Genomic DNA, 20,906 nt, shown 5'->3' with positions numbered 1-20,906 from the left:
TCCAGCGAATCCATCGCCAACCCGCTGGCGGCGATGCGCGGGACCAGGTCGACGACCATCCCGGCCCACGGCGCGGCCACGCCGGCTGCCAGCGCCAACGCCTTGCCGACCGGCAGCTCGCTCATGCCGCGCGGTGCCAGGAAAAAGCGCGGACGATAAACTTCCGGCCGGCGTCCGGACGGCGAAGCCCACCTCGCCGTGGTCGCAGTGAGCGACAAAAGTCACCCGGACGACCGAATTCCCCATGCGGCAACGGAACGAGCCGCACGGACTGGCCAATCCCCCTTCGTTCCATCACACCCGCAAGGATCCGCACACGTGAAACCGTTTCGCCTGCTCGCCTGCCTGGCCGCATGGGCCATCACCGGCACCGCCCTCGCCACTCCGCACGACTTCCCGGCGCACGACAGTTCGAACAGCCATGACCATCCCCTGGTATCGCGCTTCGCCGGCTCGGTAATCATCGGCTACCAGCAGGTCGACTATGATCGGATGCTGCTCCCTCTGGGCAAGGTCGTCGACGACAAGCTGACGCAATCCGCATCGGTCGAGGGACGCATCACGCGCATCGCCTACGTCGCTCCGCTCAACAAGAGCGCACTGGAAATCTTCCGCAATTTCCAGGCGGCGCTGGCTTCGGCTGGATTCACCACCCGCTTCAGCTGCGAAGGTGACGCCACCTGCGGCGACGGCTACCACTTCGCCGACGCCGTGTTCGACCCGGTGCGGGAACAGCTGGCCTATGACGAGCCGACCCTGGCGATCGACACGATGGAGCCGGCCAACGACAACATCAACGAGCTGACCGCCCACCTCTCGCGCCCCCGGGGAGACGTCGATCTGGTGCTGCTGGTCGCCAAGGACGACAACCAGCTGCCCGGCATCTTCCTGGAGATCTGCGAGCACAAGCCGATGGCCAGCGGTGAGGTCACCGTCGATGCCAAGGCGATGGGCGAAGACCTGGCCAGCGCGGGCCATGTCGCCCTGTACGGCCTGCACTTCGCCAACGACAGCGCCACGATCGATCCCTCGTCGAAGGCCACGCTGGACGAGATGGCCAAGCTGCTGACTGGCCATCCCGCGCTCAAGGTCTACATCGTCGGCCATACCGACGATACCGGGTCCGCAGCGCACAACCTGGCGCTGTCGCAGCAGCGTGCGCAGGCCGTGGTGCAGGCCCTGGCCACGGGCTATCACATCGCCGCCAACCGCATGGCCGCCGAAGGTGTCGCCTCGTGGGCGCCGGTGGCCAGCAACGCTACCGATGCCGGGCGCGCGCAGAACCGGCGGGTCGAGCTGGTCGCCCAGTAGTCGCGCTGTCGTCATGCGGAGCGGGGGCGGGCTGCGGCCCGTTCCCGCTCTCCGGGCGGCGGCCTGCTCAAGCGGTTCGCACTCCCGCGGCCATCCGGCGTATCCAACGGGCGTCGTCCGGCGAATGGGCGGTACGTTCCCCGATGGAAAGCGCTCATGCTCCGGTTCCTCCTGTCTGCCGCCCTTTTGCTGGGTACCGCCTCCGCCACCGCCGGTGAGCTGGCCAACGCCCCCGAGCAGGTCCACCCGATCCTGCTCGGCTCCAGGCTGCCGCAAGTGCCGCTGCGCACGCTGGACGGCCAGCCCACCACGCTGAAGGAGCAGGTCGCCGGCAAGCCGGCGATCCTGGTGTTCTACCGCGGCGGCTGGTGCCCGTACTGCAACCTGCAGCTGAGCCGGCTGCGGCTGATCCAGAAGGATGTCGAGGCACTGGGCTACCGCATCCTCGCGATCAGCCCGGACCGCCCGGAAGAGCTGCGCAAGACCCTGGGCAAGGACAAGCTCGGCTATACCCTGCTGTCGGACAGCCCGGCCAACGCGATGAAGGCCTTCGGCATCGGCTACCGGGTCGACGCGAAGCGGCTGGCGCAGTACCAGGGCTACGGCATCGACCTGAAGGCGTCGACCGGCGAGGCACAGCCGGTGCTGCCGGTACCTTCGGTGTTCATCGTCGACGGCCATGGCGAGCTGCAGTTCTCGTACTCGCACCCCGACTACCGCGTGCGCATTCCGGCCTCGGTCGTCCTGGCCGCGGCAAAGGCGATCGCCCGGCAGGAACAGGACGAGCACCCGTGATGCCATGCCGGCGGCTCACCTGCGACAGATGAAGGCATCGTGCGCGCCGCTTGGCCCGGCATGCTCCGCGGCGCACAATCCACCAAAGCCTTGATCGGGGTACGTCGATGAAAACCATTCGTCACATCAGTGCCATCGCGCCACTGCTCATGTCGCTGGCCGCACTGGCCATCGTGCTCGGTTACCTGGCCCTGTCCGGACCGGTACGCCAGCCGGACGAGGGCGCCGCCGCCCACCTGTTCCAGTTGCTGATCGTCGGCCAGTTGCCCTTCGTGGCGTATTTCGCCTTCCGCTGGATGCCGAAGGCGCCGGCCCGCGGCCTGGGCGTGCTGGGGCTGCAGGTGCTCGCGGCGAGCGTGGCGATCCTTCCGGTCGCGCTGTTCCAGCTCTAGGCCGATACGCCCGTCCCTGGACGAGCCCGCGCTCCCATCGGTCCGGCCATATCCGGAAGCATCCGCGGTGGCGGATAACCACGGCCTTCGCGCCGCGGCTGGTAGCAGGGCGTGCTGCGATGAAAGGTCTCGTCGCCGTTGTGCGGATGCCAACCCGGGATGCCCGAGAGCGGCAGCGGACGCAGCTCCAGCGGATCGAGCAGCAGGTCGGCGCGCACGACGCCCGCGGCCAGGTCGGCAACGATCGGCGCCCACGGCGCATCCGCATCGGCCGCCACCACCAACGCCTTGCCAACCAGCAGCTTGCCGGGCGTGAGGGCGTGCTCCAGCAGGGCATGGCCGAACACGGCAGCGTCGATGCGCCCGTCCCTCCAGGCGGCGCGCTCGCGCCAGAACAGGCCGTGCCAGTCGTGTGCGTCCCAAAGCGCCAGCAACGCGGGATCGGTCACGCGCACGATCACCCCGGCCTCGTCGAAATGGGTCATCGCGCATTGCGGCCGCGAGCGCTCGCGCGGCCCCATGCGGGCGATTTCCTCGACCTGGCGCTGATTCAGCGCCTGCTTGAGCCGCGGGTAGCGCAGCCACACCAGCGCGTTGAACAGGTCGTGCCAGTTGCGCTCGCGGGTGGCGACGATGCCGCGTTCGGCAATGCGCTGCTCGTAATGCAGGCCGTCGTCGAGCAGGGCGCGGTCCTGCGCCGCGAAGCGCGGCAGCGACGCGCCGCTAAGTTGCGCATTCAGTGCATCCACGGCGGGCCAGTCAGGCCCGCGCAACAACGTGGTGAACTCGGCCCACGCCGCCAGCGGTGGTACCGCGAACACGGCCGGGTCGACCGCCTCGCGCGCCGGGGCGACGTAGCGCTGCCGCTTCACACCACCGGCAGCACGGGTTGCGCCAGGCGCGCGTGCAGGTCGTGCTCGCTGGCCGACTCCACCACCACCTGCACGAACTGGCCGGGCTTGAGCTGCTGGCCGTCGGCGATCAGCACGGTGCCGTCGATCTCCGGCGCATCGGCCGCCGAGCGCGCCACCGCACCGGCCTCGTTCGCCTCGTCGACCAGCACCTGGATGGTGCGGCCGACCTTGCGCTGCAGCTTGGCGGCGGAGATCTCCGCCTGCACCGCCATGAACTGCTCCAGGCGATCTTCCTTCAGCTCCTCGGAGACCGGGTCGGGCAGCTCGTTGGCACGGGCACCGTCCACCGGCGAATAGGTGAAGGCACCGACGCGGTCCAGCTCGGCCTCGCGCAGGAAGTCCAGCAGCTCCTCGAACTCGGCGTCGGTCTCGCCGGGGAAGCCGACGATGAAGGTGCTGCGGATGGTGAGGTCCGGCACCGCCTTGCGCCAGTTCTTCACCCGCTCCAGCGTCTTGTCGATGTTGCCCGGACGCTTCATCAGCTTGAGGATGCGCGGGCTGGCGTGCTGGAACGGGATGTCCAGGTAGGGAAGGATCTTGCCCGCCGCCATCAGCGGCATCAGCTCGTCCACGTGCGGGTACGGGTAGACGTAGTGCAGGCGCGTCCACACGCCGAGCTCGGACAGGCCCTCGCACAGCTCGGTCATCCGCGTACGGTAGCTCTTGTCGCGCCACAGGTGCTCGGCGTACTTCACGTCGACGCCGTAGGCGCTGGTGTCCTGCGAGATCACCAGCAGCTCCTTCACGCCGCCCTTGACCAGCCTCTCGGCCTCGCGCAGCACCTCGTCGACCGGCCGCGAGACCAGGTCGCCGCGCATCGAGGGGATGATGCAGAAGCTGCAGCGGTGATTGCAGCCTTCGGAAATCTTGAGATACGCGTAGTGCTTCGGGGTGAGCTTGATGCCGGTATCCGGCACCAGGTCCAGGAACTTGTTGCGCGCGGGCGGCAGCGCCGTGTGCACCGCGCTCATCACGCTGGCGTAGTCCTGCGGACCGCTGATCGACAACACGTCCGGATAAGCCTCGCGGATCAGTTCCTCGCGCTTGCCCAGGCAGCCGGTGACGATCACCTTGCCGTTCTCGTGCAGCGCCTCGCCGATCGCGTCCAGCGACTCCTGCACCGCCGCGTCGATGAAGCCGCAGGTGTTCACCACCACCGCGTCGGCCGCGTCGTAGCTGGGCACGATCTCGTAACCCTCGACCTTGAGCTGGGTGAGGATGCGCTCGGAATCGACCAGCGCCTTGGGGCAACCGAGGCTGACAAAACCGATCTTCTGGGAGGTGGACTGGGCGGACATGAGGGTTACCGGGTGGGGCAGCCTGCCATTGTAACGCGACGGCCGTCCCGCGCCTCCGAAAACGTATCCTGCACGCATGCCTGACGCGACAGGTATTAACCTTCTGCCGCTTCCCCCCGCCATCGAAGGAGACCCCATGGGTCGGATGATCGAACTGCCGAGCGCCACACCGATCGGCGCCTACCTCGCCGAACCGGCCGGCACGCCACGCGGTGGCGTCGTGGTGATCCAGGAAATTTTCGGCGTGAACGCGCACATCCGCGAAGTCACGGACCGGATCGCCGCCGCCGGCTATCTGGCGATCGCGCCAGCGCTGTTCGACTCGGCAAAGCCCGGCGTGGAGCTGGGCTACGACGCCGACGGCATGCGCGAGGGCGTGGCTCTGAAGGCCCGGGTCAGCCTCGAACGTGCCGTGCAGGACGTGGCCGCCGCTGCCAGGCGCGTGGCCGGCGCCGGCAAGGTCGGCACCATCGGCTTCTGCTGGGGTGGTTCGGTCGCCTATGCCGCCGCCATCGAGCTGGGCCTGCCCGGCGCGAGCTACTACGGCGGCAGCAACGCCCAGCTGGTCGACAGGCCGGCCAGGGCTCCGCTGATCTTCCACTACGGGCTGAAGGACACCCACATCACCGCGGCCGACCGTGCCGCGGTAGCTGCCGCCAATCCGGACGCCGCGGTGTACGAATACGAGGCGGACCACGGCTTCAACTGCGACCAGCGTGGCGCTTACGACGCCGCCAGTGCCGCCATGGCCTGGCAGCGCACGCTGGCGTTCCTCGCCGAGCACGTCGGCTGATCAGGATCCCACGATCGGCTCCGCAGCGCGAAGCGGACTAGACTTCCCGTTTCCGAGCCACACCGGGGGACCGCAAGATGGGTCAGTCGATCAGCCTCAATACGACCCGCCTGCATTGCATCGGCGCCTACCTCGCCCAGCCGACGGGAAAGCCCCGCGGCGGCATCGTGGTGGTGCAGGAGATCTTCGGCGTGAACGCGCACATGCGTGCCGTCACCGACCGCTTCGCCGCGGCCGGCTACACCGCGGTCGCGCCGTGCTTCTTCGACCACGTCGAGAGCGGCGTGGAACTGGACTACGACGAAGCCGGCTTCACCCGCGGCCGCACGCTGGTGTCCGAGGTTGGCATCGAGCTGGCGGTGGACGACGTGGCCAGCGCGGCCGAGGCGATCGCCTCGGCCGGCCGCATCGGCGTGGTCGGCTTCTGCTGGGGCGGCACGGTCGCGCTGCGCTCGGCGCAGCGGCTGGGCCTGCCGGCGGTGAGCTATTACGGCGCGCGCAACCCGGCGTATCTGGACGACACGCCGAAGGCGCCGGTGATCTTCCACTTCGGCGAACGCGACCCCTCGATCCCGCCGGAGACGGTGCAGCAACACCGCGAAAAGCTGCCGCAGATGCCGGTCTACACCTACCCGGCCGGACACGCCTTCAACCGCGACGTGGATCCGAACGCCTACGACAACGCCAGCGCGGCGCTGGCCTGGCAGCGCACGCTGGATTTCTTCGCCCATGCACTGGGCGGTGCGGCATGAGCACGGAGTTCACGCTGGATCCCCGCCTGGCCGGCGACTCGGTGCCGGTGATCGAGCTGCCGTTGTGCAGCGTGCGGCTGATGAACGACGCCCGCTTCGCCTGGCTGCTGCTGGTGCCGCGGCGGGCGGCGATGAGCGAGATCCACGAGCTGGACGAGATCGAGCGGGAGCGCCTGTGGCGCGAGATCGGCCTGGTCAGCGACGCGCTGCGCGCGGTGGCGCCCTGCGACAAGCTCAACCTCGGCGCGCTGGGCAACATCGTGCGCCAGCTGCATGTGCACGTGGTCGCCCGTCGCGAGGGCGACGCCGCCTGGCCCGGTCCGGTGTGGGGCAGCGGCGTCGCCGAACCGTATGCCGCGCCCGTCCGCGAGCGCCTGGTCGCCGCGCTGCACGACCGGCTCGCCGCCGCGGCGGGCTGAGCCGTCGATGGCGCCGATCCGCTGCGAACCCCTGGCCGAGGACGCGCTGCTGCTGCACGTCGGCGAGGGCATCGCCCCGGACACCAGTGACCGCGTGCTGGCCGCGACCGCGGTGCTCGCACGCGCCCTGCCCGGCGTGGAATGCGTACCCGCCTACGCCAGCGTGCTGCTGCGTTTCGACGCCGAGGCCTGGCGAACACCGGACGGACCCGCGCCGCATCAAGCCGTGCGCGAGGCCGCGATGGCCGCACTGGCCTCGCCGGACGCGGCGTCGCCGGTGCCGCGCGAGGTTACGGTGCCGGTCTGCTATGGCGGCGACGCCGGCCCCGATCTCGACGAGGTCGCCCGGCTGACCGGGCTGGGGGCCGACGAAGTCGTCGCCCGTCACGCGGCCGGCCACTACCGCGTGGCGATGCTCGGCTTCGCGCCGGGTTTTCCCTATCTGCTCGGCCTGGATCCGGTGCTGGCGGTGCCGCGCCGGGCCGATCCGCGCACCCGCGTGCCGGCCGGCAGCGTGGCGATCGGCGGCGCACAGACCGGCATCTATCCCGACACCCTGCCCGGCGGCTGGCAGCTGATCGGACGCACGCCGCTGCGGTTGTTCGACCCGGCCGCGGACGAACCGACCGCGCTGCGCCCGGGCGACCGCGTGCGCTTCGCGCCGATCGACGCCGCGCGCTTCGATGCGCTGCGGACGGAGGCTTGGCGATGAGCGTGCAGGTGCTGCGCCCCGGCCTGCTGACCACGCTGCAGGACGCCGGCCGCCCCGGCCACGCGGCGCTCGGTATCGGGCGTGCCGGGGCGGCGGACCGTCCGGCGTGGCAGCTGGCCAACGCGCTGGTCGGCAACACCGGCGGCGAGGCCGCGCTGGAGATCACCCTGCAGGGGCCGACCCTGCGTTTCGAGCGCGCGGCGCGGATCGCCCTGACCGGCGCGCCGATCGACGCCCGCGCAGGCGATGAACCGCTGCCGCCGTGGACCGCGGTCGACCTGCCGGCCGGGAGCGTGCTGCGCCTGCGCGGCATGCGCCAGGGCTGCCGCAGTTACCTCGCGGTACGCGGCGGCTTCGCCGTGCCGGCCGTGCTCGGCAGCCGCAGCGAGGACCTGCATGCCCGGCTCGGACCGTTCGGCGGGCGCGCGCTGGCCGCCGGCGACGCGCTGCCGCTGGACCCGACCCGCGGAATCGACGCGATCGATCGCCCGCGGATCCGGCGCTGGGGCGTCGATCCGCAGCCCTGGTTCGACTTCGCGATGGGTCCGCTGGCGCTGCTGCCGGGCAGCCATGCCGACCGGCTCGATGCGGCATCCCGCGAGCGGCTGCATCGACAGCCGTTCCGCCTCGCCAGTTCAAGCAACCGCACCGGCGCGCGGCTGGAGGGCGAGGCGCTGGCGCTGACCGCGCCGCTGGAGCTGGTGTCCGAAGCCGTGCTGCCGGGCACCGTGCAGCTGCCGCCGTCGGGCCAGCCGATCGCCCTGCTGGCCGAGGCACCGGTCACCGGCGGCTACCCGCGCATCGGCCAGGTCGCGGCCGCGGACCTTCCCACGCTGGCACAACGCCGGCCGGGCGACCGCGTGCAGTTCGCCCCGACCTCGCTGGACGAGGCGCTGGAGCGCCAGTACCGGCGCGGGCGCGAGCTGCACCGGCTGGTGCAGCGGGTACTCGACCGGGGAGAATCGGAACGATGAAACGCATCGATCTCAACTGCGACCTCGGCGAATCCTTCGGCGCCTGGCGGATGGGCGAGGACAGCGCCCTGCTCGCCCTGGTCAGCTCGGCCAACGTCGCCTGCGGCTTCCACGCCGGCGATCCCACGATCATGCAGCGCACGGTAGCCGAGGCGACCGCGCGGGGCGTGGCGATCGGCGCCCACGTCTCGCTGCCCGACCTGCAGGGCTTCGGCCGCCGCGAGATGGCGGTGACGCCGGCCGAGGTGCACGCGATGACGCTGTACCAGCTCGGTGCGCTCGACGGCTTCGCCCGCGCCGCCGGCTCGGCCGTCGCCCACGTGAAACCGCACGGCGCGCTCTACAACATGGCCGCCCGCGACCGTGTCCTGGCCGACGCCATCGCCGATGCGGTGCGCGCGTTCGATCCGTCGTTGCGGCTGTTCGGGCTGGCCGGCTCCGCCCTGCTCGATGCCGGGCGCGCGGCGGGGCTGGCGGTGGTCTCCGAGGCCTTCGCCGACCGTCGCTACCGCGCCGACGGTTCGCTGCAGCCGCGCCGCGAGGCCGATGCGGTGATCACCGACGACGCCGAAGCCACCGCTCAGGCGCTGCGCATGGCCGTCGACGGCGTGGTCACCGCGGTCGACGGCACGGCCGTGCAGCTGGAGGCCGACACGCTCTGCCTGCACGGCGACGGCGCCCACGCGGTGGCCTTCGCACGCGCCCTGCGCGCCGCGTTGGAACAGGCCGGCCTGCGCATCGTTGCCCCGGGGGTCGCGTGAACTGGTGGCCGCTGCTGGGCGTGGCGGTGATCGCCCTGGGCTTCGTACTGCGCTTCAACCCGGTGCTGGTAGTGGTGACTGCGGCGGTCGCCAGCGGCCTGCTCTCGGGCATGAGCGTGCCCGACCTGCTGGCCGTACTCGGCACCAGCTTCGCCTCAAGCCGCATCCTGCTGATCATCGTGATGACCCTGCCGGCGATCGGCCTGCTGGAGCGCGCCGGCCTGCGCGAGCACGCGCGGGCGTGGATGGACCGCCTGCGCGGGATGACGCTCGCGCGGCTGCTGGTCGGCTACCTGCTGGGGCGCCAGGTGCTGTCGATGATCGGCCTGCAGAGCGTGGCCGGACCGGCCCAGACGGTGCGCCCGCTGCTGGCGCCGATGGCCGAGGCGGCCGCCGAGCGCATCGATCCGGCGCTGCCGGAGGACGAGCGCGACCGCCTGCGGGCACTGTGCGCCGCGACCGACAACGTCGGCCTGTTCTTCGGCGAGGACGTGTTCATCGCGCTGGGCGCGGTGCTGCTGATCCAGGGCTTCTACAGCCAGCACGGGATCGAACTGACACCACTGTCGATCGCGCTGTGGGCCCTGCCGACGGCGATCGCCGCGTTCGTCGTCCACGGCGTGCGGATCGCGCTGTTCCAGCGTCACCTGCGTCGCCGCGTCGCGACCCGCCAGGCGAGCTGAGCAATGCTCCGCGTCGAATACGTGCACCTGCTGCTGGCGCTGTTCATGGCCTACGCCGGGTGGCGCAACCTGCGCGAGCGCGAGGCCTGGCGCGGAGCGTTCTGGCTGATCCTGGCCGCGCTGTTCGGCACCGGAGGCGCCGTGCTGGAGGCCGCGCACGCCGGTCATCCGCTGCCGGCCCGGCTGGCCGGCGCGGCGGTGATCGTGGTGGCATTGATCGCGCCGAAGCTCGGCCATCGTCGCCCGCCGGAGGCCACCACCCCGGCCCAGCGCACGGCCTCCGCCGGCCGGCTCGGCCACCGGCTGTTCCTGCCGGCGCTGCTGATCCCGCTGGTGACCGTCGGCGTAGCGCTGGGCGGGGCGAAGCTGCAGTGGCACGGCTGGCAGCTGTTCGACCCCGTGCAGATGACCCTGACCGGACTGGCGCTGGCCTGCGTGCTGGCCCTGTTCGCGGCGGCTGCGGTGACCCGCGAGGCGCCGTCGCTGGGGCTGCTGGAAGGCCGCCGCCTGCTCGACACCATGGGCTGGGCCGTGCTGCTGCCGGTGCTGCTGGCCGCGCTGGGCCAGGTGTTCACCCGCAGCGGCGTGGGCGACGCGATCGCCCAGCTCACCACCGACGCGCTCCCGGCCGGCAGCGCCATGGCCTGCCTGCTGGCCTACGGGCTGGGCATGGTGGTGTTCACCGTGATCATGGGCAACGCGTTCGCCGCCTTCCCGGTGATGACCGCCGGCATCGGCCTGCCGCTGCTGGTGCAACGCTACGGCGCGAACCCCGCCACGCTGGGCGCCCTGGGCATGCTGTGCGGCTACTGCGGCACCCTGCTCACGCCGATGGCGGCAAACTTCAACCTGGTCCCGGCCGCGCTGCTGGAACTGCGCTCGCCGTACGGCGTGATCCGTGCGCAGGTGGTCACCGCGCTGGTGCTGCTGGCGGTGAACCTGGCGCTGATGGCGCTGCTGGTATTCCGCCACTGAACCATCGAGGGCAAACGACCATGACCCGAACCCCGCGCATCCTGCTCACCGGCTTCGACCCGTTCGGCGGCGAGACGGTGAACCCCTCGTGGGAAGCGGTCAGCGCGCTGCACGGTCGGAGGGTCGCCGGCCACCGCATCGTCGCGCGGCAGCTGCCGACCGAGTTCGCCGCCTCGCTGAAGGCGCTGCGGCGCTCGCTGCGCGAGGAGCGTCCGGCGATCGTGCTGGGCGTGGGCCAGGCCGGCGGCCGCAGCCGGCTGTCGCTCGAGCGGGTGGCGATCAACGTCAACGACGCGCGCATCCCCGACAACGCCGGCGCGCAGCCGGTGGACGAGCCGGTGGTCGCCGGCGGGCCGGCCGCCTACTTCAGCACCCTGCCGATCAAGGCGATGCTCGCCGCGTTGCGCGAAGAGGGGCTGCCGGCGGAGATCTCCAACACGGCCGGCACTTACGTCTGCAACCACATCGCCTATGCCATGGCGCATTACACGGCGCGCCAGCGTGGTGTGCGCACGGGCTTCGTGCACATTCCCTTCCTGCCGGACCAGGCCGTGACACATGCGCATGCACCGAGCATGTCGCTGGAGGACGTACGCCGGGGCCTGCTGGTCGCCCTGCGCACCGCGGCGCGCGTCCGGACGGACGCGCGGCTGACGGCGGGCGCGATCAGCTGAGCCGTCGCGCCCGCGAGGAACCGCCTCAGTAACCCTGCGAGCGGTCTTCCATGCTGGAGCCCGCCGCATCCTTGCCCTTCATCTGGTCGTCCATCTTGGCCGGACCGTGGTAGTCCTCGAGCCTGCGGGTCTTGGTTTCCTCGGGATTGATCTGTACCAGGGTGCCCTTCTTGTCGTAGTAGGCGACGAAACCGTAGTCCAGCTGCATCCGCGCCAGGTACTGCAGGTGCTCCTTGCGGATCGAGTAGTCGTCGCTGGGCACCAGCAGCACGGTCTTGGGCAGCTTGCCGACCTCCTTCAGGTAGGCGAAGTGGCTACCCGTATCGAGTGCCGACAACACCGCACCGTCGATCAGGAACTGGCCGCCCTTGTACGCCTTGATCACGGTGTCGAACTGGCCCTTGGACTCGAGCGCGGCCACCTGCTCCTTGGTCGCGCCGCGGTGGCAGCCCGCCAGCAGAACGGTGCCGCCGACAAGGACAGCCATCGCCAGCCGGCCGGCGAGGGAAGAAAGACGGGTCATGCGGATCTCCTGCAAGGCATTCATCACAACGGGGAAGTGTAGCGCCGCCCCCGGACGCGGGACGCGCGGCGGTCGGCGTCGCCAGCGAAGGTTCAGGTGCGCGGCAGGGTCACGCCCTGCTGGCCCTGGTACTTGCCGCCGCGGTCGCGGTAGCTGGTCTCGCACGACTCGTCGGATTCGAAGAACAGCATCTGCGCGACGCCTTCGTTGGCGTAGATCTTGGCCGGCAGCGGCGTGGTGTTGGAGAACTCCAGCGTCACGTGGCCTTCCCACTCCGGCTCCAGCGGCGTGACGTTGACGATGATGCCGCAGCGGGCATAGGTGCTCTTGCCCAGGCACACCACCAGCACGTCTCGCGGGATGCGGAAGTACTCCACCGTGCGCGCCAGCGCGAACGAGTTCGGCGGGATGATGCATACGTCCGCCTCGACGTCCACGAAGCTGGTCGGATCGAACGCCTTCGGGTCGACGATGGTGGAGTTGATGTTGGTGAAGATCTTGAACTCGCGCGCGCAGCGCACGTCGTAGCCATAGCTGGAGGTGCCGTAGGACACCAGCTTCTCGCCATCGCGCATCTTCACCTGGCCGGGCTCGAACGGCTCGATCATGCCGTGCTGCTCGGCCATCCGGCGGATCCACTTGTCGGGTTTGATGCTCACGCGCGCTCCGGTCGTCGGTGTAGTGGGCAACCAAAGCATCCGGCTGCCGCAAAGACCCAGAAAAATACCACGCGAACCGGCCCGACAGGCCAGCATCGGGCCGATCAGACGCTCTCGAGCGCCCGCGCAAGCCGCTTCAGCAGGGTCTCCAGCTCGCCGCGCGGTTCCGGCTGGGCGAGCACCGATGCCCGGTCGCAGCCCGCCCCCGGCAGGGGCACGGTGCCGGACACCGGATCCAGCAGCTCGGCCGACATGGTTCGCAGGATCTCGCGAAGCGCGTCCTGCGCATGGTGGGATCCGCGCGCCGAGGCGTTGAGCAGGGCCACCGGCTTGCCCGGAAACCGCGGGCAGCCGACCAGCCAGTCCAGCAGATTCTTGAAGGCGCCGGGGACGCCGTGCGCATATTCCGGACAGGCGATCAGCAGCGCGTCGCTGTCGGCGACGGCAGCTCGCAACCGCGCCACGGCGGGCGGCAGGGGATCCCGCTCGTCGTCCGGATTGAACCACGGCAGCGCGGCGAGACCGTCGTAGAGAACCAGCTCCAGCGAGGCCGGCGCCAGTTCACGCGCGGCCTCCAGCACGCTCCGGTTCGCCGACACCGCCCGCAAGCTGCCGGCCAGGCACAGCACGCGACGGCGTGCGGCGGCCGTCATGCCGACGGCGCGCCCTGCACCACCACCTTGCCCAGGCCCAGCGACTTGTTGCGCGGCTGGCGCGACAGGCGGCCCGCGGCGTTGCGGGCGATCTCGCGATAGCGCGCCGCCAGGTCGGACTCCGGCATCGCCACCACGGTCGGCGTGCCGCCGTCGGCCTGCTCGCGGATACGGATGTCCAGCGGCAACGAGCCCAGGTAGGCCACGCCGTACTGGTCAGCCATGCGCTGGCCGCCACCCTCGCCGAAGATGTGTTCCTCGTGCCCGCAGTTGGAGCAGACATGGGTGGCCATGTTCTCCACCACGCCGAGCACCGGCACCTCCACCTTCTCGAACATCTTCAGCGCCTTGCGCGCGTCCAGCAGGGCGATGTCCTGCGGCGTGGTGACGATCACCGCACCGGCTACCGGCACCTTCTGCGCCAGCGTGAGCTGGATGTCGCCGGTACCGGGGGGCAGGTCGACGACGAGGTAATCGAGCTGTTCCCAGCGCGAGTCGCCGAGCAGCTGCATCATCGCCTGGGTGACCATCGGGCCACGCCAGATCATCGGCGTCTCCTCGTCGACCAGGAAGCCGATCGACATCGCCTGCAGGCCGTGCGCCTGGAGCGGGATGATGGTCTTGCCGTCGGGCGACTCGGGCTTGCCGGACAGGCCGAGCATGCGCGGCTGGCTGGGGCCGTAGATGTCGGCATCGAGGATGCCGACCTTCGCGCCTTCGGCGGCCAGCGCCAGCGCCAGGTTCGCCGACACGGTGGACTTGCCCACGCCGCCCTTGCCGGAGGCGACCACGATGATGTTCTTCACGTTCGGCAGCGGCGCCAGCTGGCCCTGCACCTTGTGCACCTGCACGCGGCTGCCGACCGACACCACCGCCGCGGCGATCGCCGGATGGGCTTCCAGTGCCCGGCGCACCTGCGCGGCAAGATCCGCCGTCACCGAGGCCGCGGGATAGCCAAGCTGGACGTCGACCGACACGCGGTCGCCATCCACGCCGATGGCGCGCACGGACTCGGCCAGCGGCGCGCCTGTGTGGGGGTCGGTGAGCGCGGCGAGCAGTTCGCGCACCAGGGCTTCGTTTGCCTGCGTCATGGGGGACTGTCTTGCGGGGAAAGAGCGTGATTATGCCAGTCATGCCGGCGTCACCGGCTGCGCTGGATCATGGCCCGACGGCCCCGAGTGGCTCTTGCGCATTGCAGCTTGACGCTCCCCCCGGCCCTCGCCAGTCTCATCGCCATACGCTTTCGTACGGGAGGAAACCCATGACCCTGCTGTCCCGCCTCACCCTCGCCGCCGGCCTGCTGCTGATCGCCGGCTCCGCCTTCGCCGCCAGCGACACCCCGGTCGGCACCTGGAAGACCATCGACGACGAGACCCATATGGCCAAGTCGATCGTCGAGATCACCGACCACAACGGCGAGCTGCAGGCGCGCATCGTCAAGCTGCTCAACCGCAGCCCCGAGGACATCGCCCGCGACGGCGCCGAGCCGATCTGCAAGAAGTGCGACGGCGAGCGGCACAACCAGCCGATCGAGGGCATGAACATCATGTGGGGCGTGAGCAAGGACGACGACGTGTGGGACGGCGGCAAGATCCTCGACCCGAAGACCGGCAAGGTCTACAAGGTGCGCCTGAAGATGCTCGACGGTGGCCAGAAGCTCGACGTGCACGGCTATATCGGCTTCGCCCTGATCGGCCGCTCGCAGGTGTGGGAACGGCAGAACTGACATTCTCCGCTCCCGCGGAACCCGAAGGCCCGCCACCCGGCGGGCCTTTTGTTTGCGGCATATGCCGGTCGGAGGGTTTGGACGGCCATGCCATAATGTGCGGTCACTTAAGCCAAGCAAGCCACCATGAGCCGACGCCTCCTCGTCACCAACGCCCTGCCCTACGCCAATGGCCCGCTGCACATGGGCCACCTGCTGGGCTACATCCAGGCCGACATCTGGGTGCGGGCGCAGCGCATGGCCGGCAACGAGGCCATCTACGTCTGTGCCGACGACGCCCACGGCACGCCGATCATGCTCGCCGCGGAGAAGGCCGGGCTGGCGCCGGAGGACTACATCGCCGGCATCCGCGCCGGCCACGAGGCGGATTTCGCCGCGTTCGGCGTGGACTTCGACCACTACCACACCACCCATTCGGATGAGAACCGCGCGCTGGCGACGCTGATCTACACGCGTCTGCGCGACGGCGGTGCCATCGCGCGGCGCGACATCCAGCAGTTGTTCGATCCGGACAAGCAGATGTTCCTGCCGGACCGCTACATCAAGGGCACCTGCCCGGTGTGCAAGACGCCGGACCAGTACGGCGACAACTGCGAGAACTGCGGCGCCACCTACGCGCCGACCGACCTGATCAATCCGTACTCGGTCATGTCCGGCGCCACACCGGTGCTGCGCGCGTCCGAGCACTACTTCTTCGAGCTTTCCAGGTTCGAGGGACTGCTGCGCGACTGGTTCGCCGGCAAATATTCCGGCGGCCAGCCGGTGGCCAACAGCGGCGTGGCCGCCAAGCTGCGCGAGTGGCTGGACGGCGGTCTGAAAGACTGGGACATCTCGCGCGATGCGCCGTATTTCGGCTTCCCGATCCCCGACGCACCGGGCAAGTTCTTCTACGTCTGGCTGGACGCGCCGGTCGGCTACCTGGCCAGCTTCAAGGCGCTGTGTGAACGCACCGGCATCGATTTCGACGCCTATCTGGGACCGGACAGCGCCGCCGAGATGCACCACTTCATCGGCAAGGACATCATCAATTTCCACGGCCTGTTCTGGCCGGCGATGCTGCACGGCGCCGGCTTCCGCGTGCCGACCGCGCTGCACGTCAACGGCTACCTCACCGTCAACGGCGCGAAGATGTCCAAGTCGCGCGGCACCTTCATCCAGGCCCGCACCTACCTCGACGCCGGCCTGAATCCGGAGTGCCTGCGCTACTACTTCGCCACCATGCTCGACGACGCCCCGGTGGACGTGGACCTCGACCTCAAGGCCTTCGAGGAGCGCGTCAACTCGCACCTGGTCGGCAAGTGGGTGAACATCGCCAGCCGCACCGCGGGCTTCGTGCACAAGTTCTTCGACGGGCAGCTCGCCGAACGCTTCGGCAGTACCGAGGCGGAGCTCTGGAACCGTCTGCTCGAGCACTACGACGGCATCGCCGAGCTCTACGACCGCGGGCTGTTCGCCGAGGTCACCCGGCGCTTCGTGACCATGGCCGACCTGGTCAACGGCCACATCGCCGCTACCGCGCCGTGGACGCTGGCCAAGGACGAGTCGCGCCGGCTCGAGCTGCACCAGGTGTGCTCGTTCGCGATCGCCGCATTCCGCCTGCTCGGCGGCCTGCTCAAGCCGATCGTGCCGGCTACCGTGATGGCGGCCGAGCAGTTCCTCGCCGCGCCGATCCTCGACTTCGACAGTGCCCGCGCGCCGCTGCACAACCACATCATCGCGCCGTTCGAGCCCCTGCTCGGCCGCCTCGATCCCAAGCAGATCGAGGCCATGGTCGAAGCCTCGAAGGAATCCCTGGCCGCCCCCGTGGCGACCGCTCCCGCCCCCAGCAAGACCGAAAAGAAGACCATGACCGACAACACCGCCACGCCCGCCGCCGACGCTCCGGCCACCGCCCCGACCATCGGCATCGACGATTTCGCCAAGCTCGACCTGCGCGTGGGCAAGGTCATCGTGTGCGAGTTCGTCGAGGGCTCGGACAAGCTGCTGCGCTTCGAACTGGATGCCGGCCCGCTGGGCACCCGGCAGATCTTCTCCGGCATCCGCGCCGCCTACGAGGAACCTGCGAAGCTGGTCGGCCGCAACGTGGTGTTCATCGCCAACCTGGCGCCACGCAAGATGCGCTTCGGCCTGTCCGAGGGGATGATCCTGTCCGCCGGTGAGGGCGGCAGCGACCTGTTCCTGCTCGACGCCGACCAGGGCGCCAAGCCGGGCGCCACCGTCCGCTGACCGTATTGCCGTGGAGACGCTGGCCGAGCGCATCGACGCGATCCTGCCGCAGACCCAGTGCGAGCAGTGCGGCTTCCACGGTTGTCGCCCCTACGCCGAGGCGATCGCCAACGGTGAGGCGCCGATCAACCGCTGCCCGCCCGGCGGTGCGGCCGGCATTGCCCGGCTGGCCGCCCTGCTTGGGCAGCCGGTGCTGCCGCTGGACCCGGCCCACGGCGTGGAAAAGCCGCGGACGCTGGCACGCATCGTCGAGGCCGACTGCATCGGCTGCACCAAGTGCATCCAGGCCTGCCCGGTCGATGCCATCGTCGGCGCAGCCAAGCTGATGCACACCGTGCTGGTCGATGACTGCACCGGCTGCGAGCTATGCGTGCCGGCCTGCCCGGTCGACTGCATCGTGCTCGAACCGATGCCGCCGGCCTGGGCGGACGACCCGGTCCGCGCCGACGCCGCCCGCGCGCACTTCCGGCGCCGCGAGGCGCGGCTCGAGCGCGAACGGCAGGCGCACGCGGCCGACCTGGCCGCACGCAAGGCCGCGGTGGACGCGGCCGCCTCGCCGGCCAACCCGGTGCTGGCCGCGCTCGCCCGCGCCAAGGCCAAGAAGCAGGGAAACCCCACGTGAAGCGTGCCGATGTCGTCGAGCTGTTCACCCGCCTGCGTGAGCTGAATCCCAGGCCCACCACCGAACTGGACTACACCACGCCATTCGAACTGCTGGTCGCCGTGGTGCTGTCGGCCCAGGCCACCGACGTCGGCGTGAACAAGGCCACGCGCCGGCTGTACCCGGTCGCCAACACGCCCGAGGCGATCCTCGCGCTGGGCGAGGACAAGCTGAAGACCTTCATCTCCACCATCGGCCTGTTCAACGCCAAGGCGAAGAACGTCGTCGCCCTGTGCCGGATCCTCATCGAACAGCACGGCGGCGAGGTGCCGCGTGACCGCGCAGCGCTCGAGGCATTGCCCGGGGTCGGCCGCAAGACCGCCAATGTGGTGCTCAACACCGCCTTCGGCGAGCCGACCATCGCGGTGGACACCCATATCTTCCGCGTTTCCAACCGTACGGGGCTGGCACCCGGCAAGGACGTGCGGGCGGTCGAGGACAAGCTGGAAAAGGTGGTGCCGGCCGAGTTCAAGCTCGATGCCCACCACTGGCTGATCCTGCACGGCCGCTACGTGTGCAAGGCGCGCAAGCCGGATTGCCCGGACTGCGTGATCCGCGACCTGTGCCGGTTCAAGGACAAGACGCCGGCCTGATCCGCTCCGCCCGGAAAACCCCGTAGGAGCCCGCTCGCGGGCGATGCCTTTCGCTTTGATTCGACATGCAGAGCCAGGGGCATCGCCCGCGAGCGGGCTCCTACAAGACATGCGGCGCTGGCTCGGCGCACAAAAGCAAACGGCGGGCTGTCGCCCGCCGTTTTTCCGTCCCTGGGTCGAACTCCCTTCCGATAACCGGGATGCGACACCGGCATCATGCCGGTGTCGCATGACAGTTTTTAGAACGCCACCTGGCCGAAGATGCCCACTTCGTCCGTCTTCACGTTTTGCACGTGCGGCGGAACCGGGGTGTTGACCGACTTGTCGCCCTTCTCGTGCTTGTACACCGCGGCCAGCTGGAAGCCCTTGGTGATGTCGAACTGCACGCCGGCGTTGTAGTAGGTGTCCTTCGCCTTCGGGTCGAGCGTCTTGCTCAGCTTGGCGCTGTCGTAGCGGGCGAACAGCGAGACGCCGTCGGCCACCGCCACGCTGCCCCACACCGAGTAGCCGTCGGCCTTGTCGGTGGAGATGGTGGTCACGTTGTTCCAGTTCTTGGCCGTGAAGTACTCGGCGCCGAAGCGGTAGTTCTTGTCGGCGTAGGCCAGCAGCAGGTCGGCGCGCGAGGCGGTGTTGGTCGAACCGCCGCCCTGGACTTCCTTGCCGCGGTGGCCGTCGTAGCCGCCGACAGCGATGACCGCGTGCTCGAACGGGACGAAACCGAGGCGGGCCTCGACGTCCACGCCCTTCGAGCGACCCGGGTTCTTGTAGCCGTTGCCGTTGACCACGGACACCGCGTAGTTGACCGTCTTGCCGCCGAAGTCACCCATCGCGTGCAGGCCCCAGTCGGCCGAGTTGGCGTAGTGCAGGCGGTCGGTCAGGGTGTTCTCGACGTAGCGGAAGCCGTAGTAGTTCTCGACGAACGGGATCCAGGGCATGTCGGCCGAACCGATACGCAGCTTGAACGCCGGGTCGAAGCTGCCTTCCACGTAGGCCTTCTTCACGAACAGGCTGGTCTGGCCGATGGCGCTGGCGTAGTTGAAGTCGGTGGTCAGGTTGGCCGACCAGACGTCGTCGAACTTGTGGGTGACCGACAGGTAGAAGCGCTTCACGTCGACGCCGGTGCCGCTGGCAGCGGTCTTGCCGGTGTCGCTGTTCTTCTGGTTGATGTTGGAGAAGTCGAAATACATCTTGCCGCCGATGCTGGTGTTGTTCACCAGCTTCTCGAGCTTGGCCAGCGACTTGTCGTTGGAGCCGGTGGCCTGCACCTTCTCGATCGCCTGGCCGGTGCTGACGTTGATCTGCGACTGGGCGTCAGCGCGCTGCTCGAGGTCGTCGAGCTTGGACTGCATGGCGGCGAGCTGGGCCTTCAGGGCCTCGATTTCGGCGTTGGTGGCGGCCGACGTCTGCTCGGCCCTGGAGGTCTTGGTCTTCTGGGCCGGCGCGGCCGAGACAAGGCTGGTGAAGCCGAGGCCGGCAGCGATGGCTACCACGAGCAACTTGGAACGCATGGGAAATCTCCGCTGGATGGATAACGCCACCTCGACCGCGCCCCTGGGAATTCTGTGGTCGGCGAAGCAGGACGTTAAAAGTTTGCGGGCATCCCTTTGCAGTCATGTTGACGGAATGTGACAAAACGAAGTCACGACTCCCCACCCGTCATCTTTCCGTATGGTGCCTGCGGTCACCGGGATGTCGTGCCCCGGCTGATATGCTTGCTGGATGGACGACCTCAACAAGAGCCTGGCCAGACGCATGGCCGACCGTTTCCGCGGCTTCCTGCCGGTGATCGTGGACGTGGAAACGGGCGGCTTCGACGCCGAACGCGATGCCCTGCTGGAAATCGCCGCGGTCAACCTGACCATGGACGCGGACGGCTACCTGCACCCCCTGCCGGCGGTTTCGGCCCACGTCGAGCCCTTTCCGGGCGCCAACCTCGACCCGCGGGCGCTGGAGGTCACCGGCATCGATCCGGACAATCCGCTGCGCGGCGCCCTCGCCGAGCGCCTGGCGCTGGACCACATTTTCAATGAGGTGCGCCAGGCCATGCGCCACCAGCATTGCCAGCGCGCCGTGCTGGTCGGCCACAACGCGGCCTTCGACCTGGGCTTCCTGAATGCCGCGGTGCGCCGGGTCGGACACAAGCGCAACCCGTTCCACCCGTTCAGCTGCTTCGATACGGCCACCCTGAGCGGGCTCGCCTTCGGCCAGACCGTGCTGAGCAAGGCCGTACTGGCCGCAGGACACGGCTTCGACAGCCGCGAGGCGCATTCGGCGGTCTACGACGCCGAGCGCACCGCCGAGCTGTTCTGCGGCATCATCAACCGCTGGCGCCGGCTGGAAACCTTCGAGCGCGAGCACATCGGCGAAGGGGTGCTGTGACGCCTCGATGACAGGCTGTCACACGCGTGCAAC

24 protein-coding genes are annotated in these 20,906 nt (G+C 69.5%); 17 read left to right on the top strand and 7 right to left on the bottom strand.

All coding sequences use genetic code 11. The features are described 5' to 3' along the window. Positions 1-318 precede the first annotated feature (318 nt). The 3 genes from C693_RS0101105 (at position 319) to C693_RS0101095 (ending at position 2,498) form a co-directional block, all read left to right on the top strand. Positions 319-1,311, top strand: coding sequence for an OmpA family protein (locus C693_RS0101105; protein ID WP_017460400.1), 993 nt, complete (start codon positions 319-321; stop codon positions 1,309-1,311). A gap of 156 nt (positions 1,312-1,467) precedes the next feature. After that, positions 1,468-2,106, top strand: a complete 639-nt coding sequence (locus C693_RS20795; protein ID WP_017460399.1) for a peroxiredoxin-like family protein — start codon at positions 1,468-1,470, stop codon at positions 2,104-2,106. Positions 2,107-2,213: 107 nt separating this feature from the next. Beyond that, the gene (locus tag C693_RS0101095; RefSeq protein ID WP_017460398.1) at positions 2,214-2,498 is read left to right on the top strand and encodes a hypothetical protein; all 285 of its coding nucleotides are present in this window, start codon (positions 2,214-2,216) and stop codon (positions 2,496-2,498) included. Here C693_RS0101095 and C693_RS20790 read toward each other — a convergent pair. Both C693_RS20790 and rimO read right to left on the bottom strand, forming a co-directional pair. Further along, the gene (locus C693_RS20790) at positions 2,495-3,370 is read right to left on the bottom strand and encodes a DUF3025 domain-containing protein (RefSeq protein WP_017460397.1); all 876 of its coding nucleotides are present in this window, start codon (positions 3,368-3,370) and stop codon (positions 2,495-2,497) included. The two genes, C693_RS0101095 and C693_RS20790, sit on opposite strands and share 4 nt — an antisense overlap. Further along, positions 3,367-4,710, bottom strand: a complete 1,344-nt coding sequence (gene rimO, locus C693_RS0101085; RefSeq protein WP_017460396.1) for a 30S ribosomal protein S12 methylthiotransferase RimO — start codon at positions 4,708-4,710, stop codon at positions 3,367-3,369. Before rimO ends, C693_RS20790 begins: the two co-directional genes overlap by 4 nt. Before the next feature lie 136 nt (positions 4,711-4,846). On the opposite strand from rimO, the gene C693_RS0101080 reads away from it, so the two are divergent. The 9 genes from C693_RS0101080 to pcp all read left to right on the top strand — a co-directional run bounded on the left by C693_RS0101080 (position 4,847) and on the right by pcp (position 11,453). Beyond that, positions 4,847-5,503: a dienelactone hydrolase family protein gene (locus tag C693_RS0101080; RefSeq protein WP_017460395.1), complete on the top strand. Its 657-nt coding sequence runs from the start codon at positions 4,847-4,849 to the stop codon at positions 5,501-5,503. A gap of 77 nt (positions 5,504-5,580) precedes the next feature. Next, entirely contained in the window at positions 5,581-6,255 is a 675-nt protein-coding gene (locus C693_RS0101075; protein ID WP_017460394.1) for a dienelactone hydrolase family protein, read from the top strand. Further along, positions 6,252-6,674 carry an HIT domain-containing protein gene (locus tag C693_RS0101070; protein WP_017460393.1) on the top strand — a complete coding sequence of 141 codons (423 nt, stop codon included), beginning with the start codon at positions 6,252-6,254 and terminating at the stop codon, positions 6,672-6,674. The genes C693_RS0101075 and C693_RS0101070 overlap by 4 nt, the downstream gene beginning before the upstream one ends. Positions 6,675-6,681: 7 nt before the next feature. Further along, positions 6,682-7,386: a 5-oxoprolinase subunit PxpB gene (gene pxpB / locus C693_RS20785; protein ID WP_043598285.1), complete on the top strand. Its 705-nt coding sequence runs from the start codon at positions 6,682-6,684 to the stop codon at positions 7,384-7,386. Next, positions 7,383-8,360, top strand: a complete 978-nt coding sequence (locus tag C693_RS0101060; protein ID WP_017460391.1) for a biotin-dependent carboxyltransferase family protein — start codon at positions 7,383-7,385, stop codon at positions 8,358-8,360. Before pxpB ends, C693_RS0101060 begins: the two co-directional genes overlap by 4 nt. Next, positions 8,357-9,121, top strand: coding sequence for a LamB/YcsF family protein (locus C693_RS0101055; RefSeq protein ID WP_017460390.1), 765 nt, complete (start codon positions 8,357-8,359; stop codon positions 9,119-9,121). Before C693_RS0101060 ends, C693_RS0101055 begins: the two co-directional genes overlap by 4 nt. Next, positions 9,118-9,804: a DUF969 domain-containing protein gene (locus C693_RS0101050; RefSeq protein WP_017460389.1), complete on the top strand. Its 687-nt coding sequence runs from the start codon at positions 9,118-9,120 to the stop codon at positions 9,802-9,804. The genes C693_RS0101055 and C693_RS0101050 overlap by 4 nt, the downstream gene beginning before the upstream one ends. Positions 9,805-9,807: 3 nt before the next feature. Continuing rightward, positions 9,808-10,779 (top strand): 5-oxoproline transporter, DUF979 family subunit, encoded by a 972-nt coding sequence (locus C693_RS0101045; protein WP_017460388.1) that lies wholly within the window; start codon positions 9,808-9,810, stop codon positions 10,777-10,779. 20 nt (positions 10,780-10,799) lie between these two features. Then, positions 10,800-11,453 carry a pyroglutamyl-peptidase I gene (gene pcp, locus C693_RS0101040; RefSeq protein WP_017460387.1) on the top strand — a complete coding sequence of 218 codons (654 nt, stop codon included), beginning with the start codon at positions 10,800-10,802 and terminating at the stop codon, positions 11,451-11,453. Between the two features lie 25 nt (positions 11,454-11,478). Here the strand turns inward: pcp and C693_RS0101035 are convergent, their stop codons facing one another. From C693_RS0101035 to apbC, 4 genes are all read right to left on the bottom strand, one after another. After that, positions 11,479-11,976: a hypothetical protein gene (locus C693_RS0101035; RefSeq protein WP_017460386.1), complete on the bottom strand. Its 498-nt coding sequence runs from the start codon at positions 11,974-11,976 to the stop codon at positions 11,479-11,481. A 92-nt stretch (positions 11,977-12,068) separates the two neighbouring features. Beyond that, positions 12,069-12,635, bottom strand: a complete 567-nt coding sequence (gene dcd, locus C693_RS0101030; RefSeq protein ID WP_017460385.1) for a dCTP deaminase — start codon at positions 12,633-12,635, stop codon at positions 12,069-12,071. Positions 12,636-12,739: 104 nt separating this feature from the next. Further along, positions 12,740-13,288 (bottom strand): NADPH-dependent FMN reductase, encoded by a 549-nt coding sequence (locus C693_RS0101025; RefSeq protein ID WP_017460384.1) that lies wholly within the window; start codon positions 13,286-13,288, stop codon positions 12,740-12,742. Beyond that, positions 13,285-14,379, bottom strand: coding sequence for an iron-sulfur cluster carrier protein ApbC (gene apbC, locus C693_RS0101020; RefSeq protein WP_017460383.1), 1,095 nt, complete (start codon positions 14,377-14,379; stop codon positions 13,285-13,287). Before apbC ends, C693_RS0101025 begins: the two co-directional genes overlap by 4 nt. A 170-nt stretch (positions 14,380-14,549) precedes the next feature. On the opposite strand from apbC, the gene C693_RS0101015 reads away from it, so the two are divergent. The 4 genes from C693_RS0101015 to nth all read left to right on the top strand — a co-directional run bounded on the left by C693_RS0101015 (position 14,550) and on the right by nth (position 18,494). After that, complete coding sequence (locus tag C693_RS0101015) at positions 14,550-15,014, top strand: DUF2147 domain-containing protein (RefSeq protein WP_017460382.1); 465 nt, start codon at positions 14,550-14,552, stop codon at positions 15,012-15,014. Between the two features lie 126 nt (positions 15,015-15,140). Then, positions 15,141-17,240, top strand: a complete 2,100-nt coding sequence (metG, locus tag C693_RS0101010; RefSeq protein WP_017460381.1) for a methionine--tRNA ligase — start codon at positions 15,141-15,143, stop codon at positions 17,238-17,240. A gap of 10 nt (positions 17,241-17,250) precedes the next feature. After that, positions 17,251-17,862: an RnfABCDGE type electron transport complex subunit B gene (locus C693_RS0101005; protein ID WP_017460380.1), complete on the top strand. Its 612-nt coding sequence runs from the start codon at positions 17,251-17,253 to the stop codon at positions 17,860-17,862. Further along, a complete protein-coding gene (gene nth, locus C693_RS0101000; RefSeq protein WP_017460379.1) occupies positions 17,859-18,494 on the top strand; it encodes an endonuclease III in 636 nt (211 codons plus the stop codon). The genes C693_RS0101005 and nth overlap by 4 nt, the downstream gene beginning before the upstream one ends. Positions 18,495-18,733: 239 nt before the next feature. Here nth and C693_RS0100995 read toward each other — a convergent pair whose 3' ends face one another. Next, a complete protein-coding gene (locus tag C693_RS0100995) occupies positions 18,734-20,002 on the bottom strand; it encodes a porin (RefSeq protein ID WP_017460378.1) in 1,269 nt (422 codons plus the stop codon). A 211-nt stretch (positions 20,003-20,213) separates the two neighbouring features. Here C693_RS0100995 and rnt point away from each other — a divergent pair, with 211 nt between their 5' ends. After that, positions 20,214-20,873, top strand: a complete 660-nt coding sequence (rnt, locus tag C693_RS0100990) for a ribonuclease T (RefSeq protein WP_017460377.1) — start codon at positions 20,214-20,216, stop codon at positions 20,871-20,873. The last annotated feature ends 33 nt before the right edge of the window (positions 20,874-20,906 follow it).

The organism is Dyella ginsengisoli LA-4 (assembly GCF_000334915.1).
GTDB classification, from domain to species: domain Bacteria; phylum Pseudomonadota; class Gammaproteobacteria; order Xanthomonadales; family Rhodanobacteraceae; genus Dyella_A; species Dyella_A ginsengisoli_A.
This window is presented reverse-complemented; position numbering and strand designations above follow the sequence as displayed.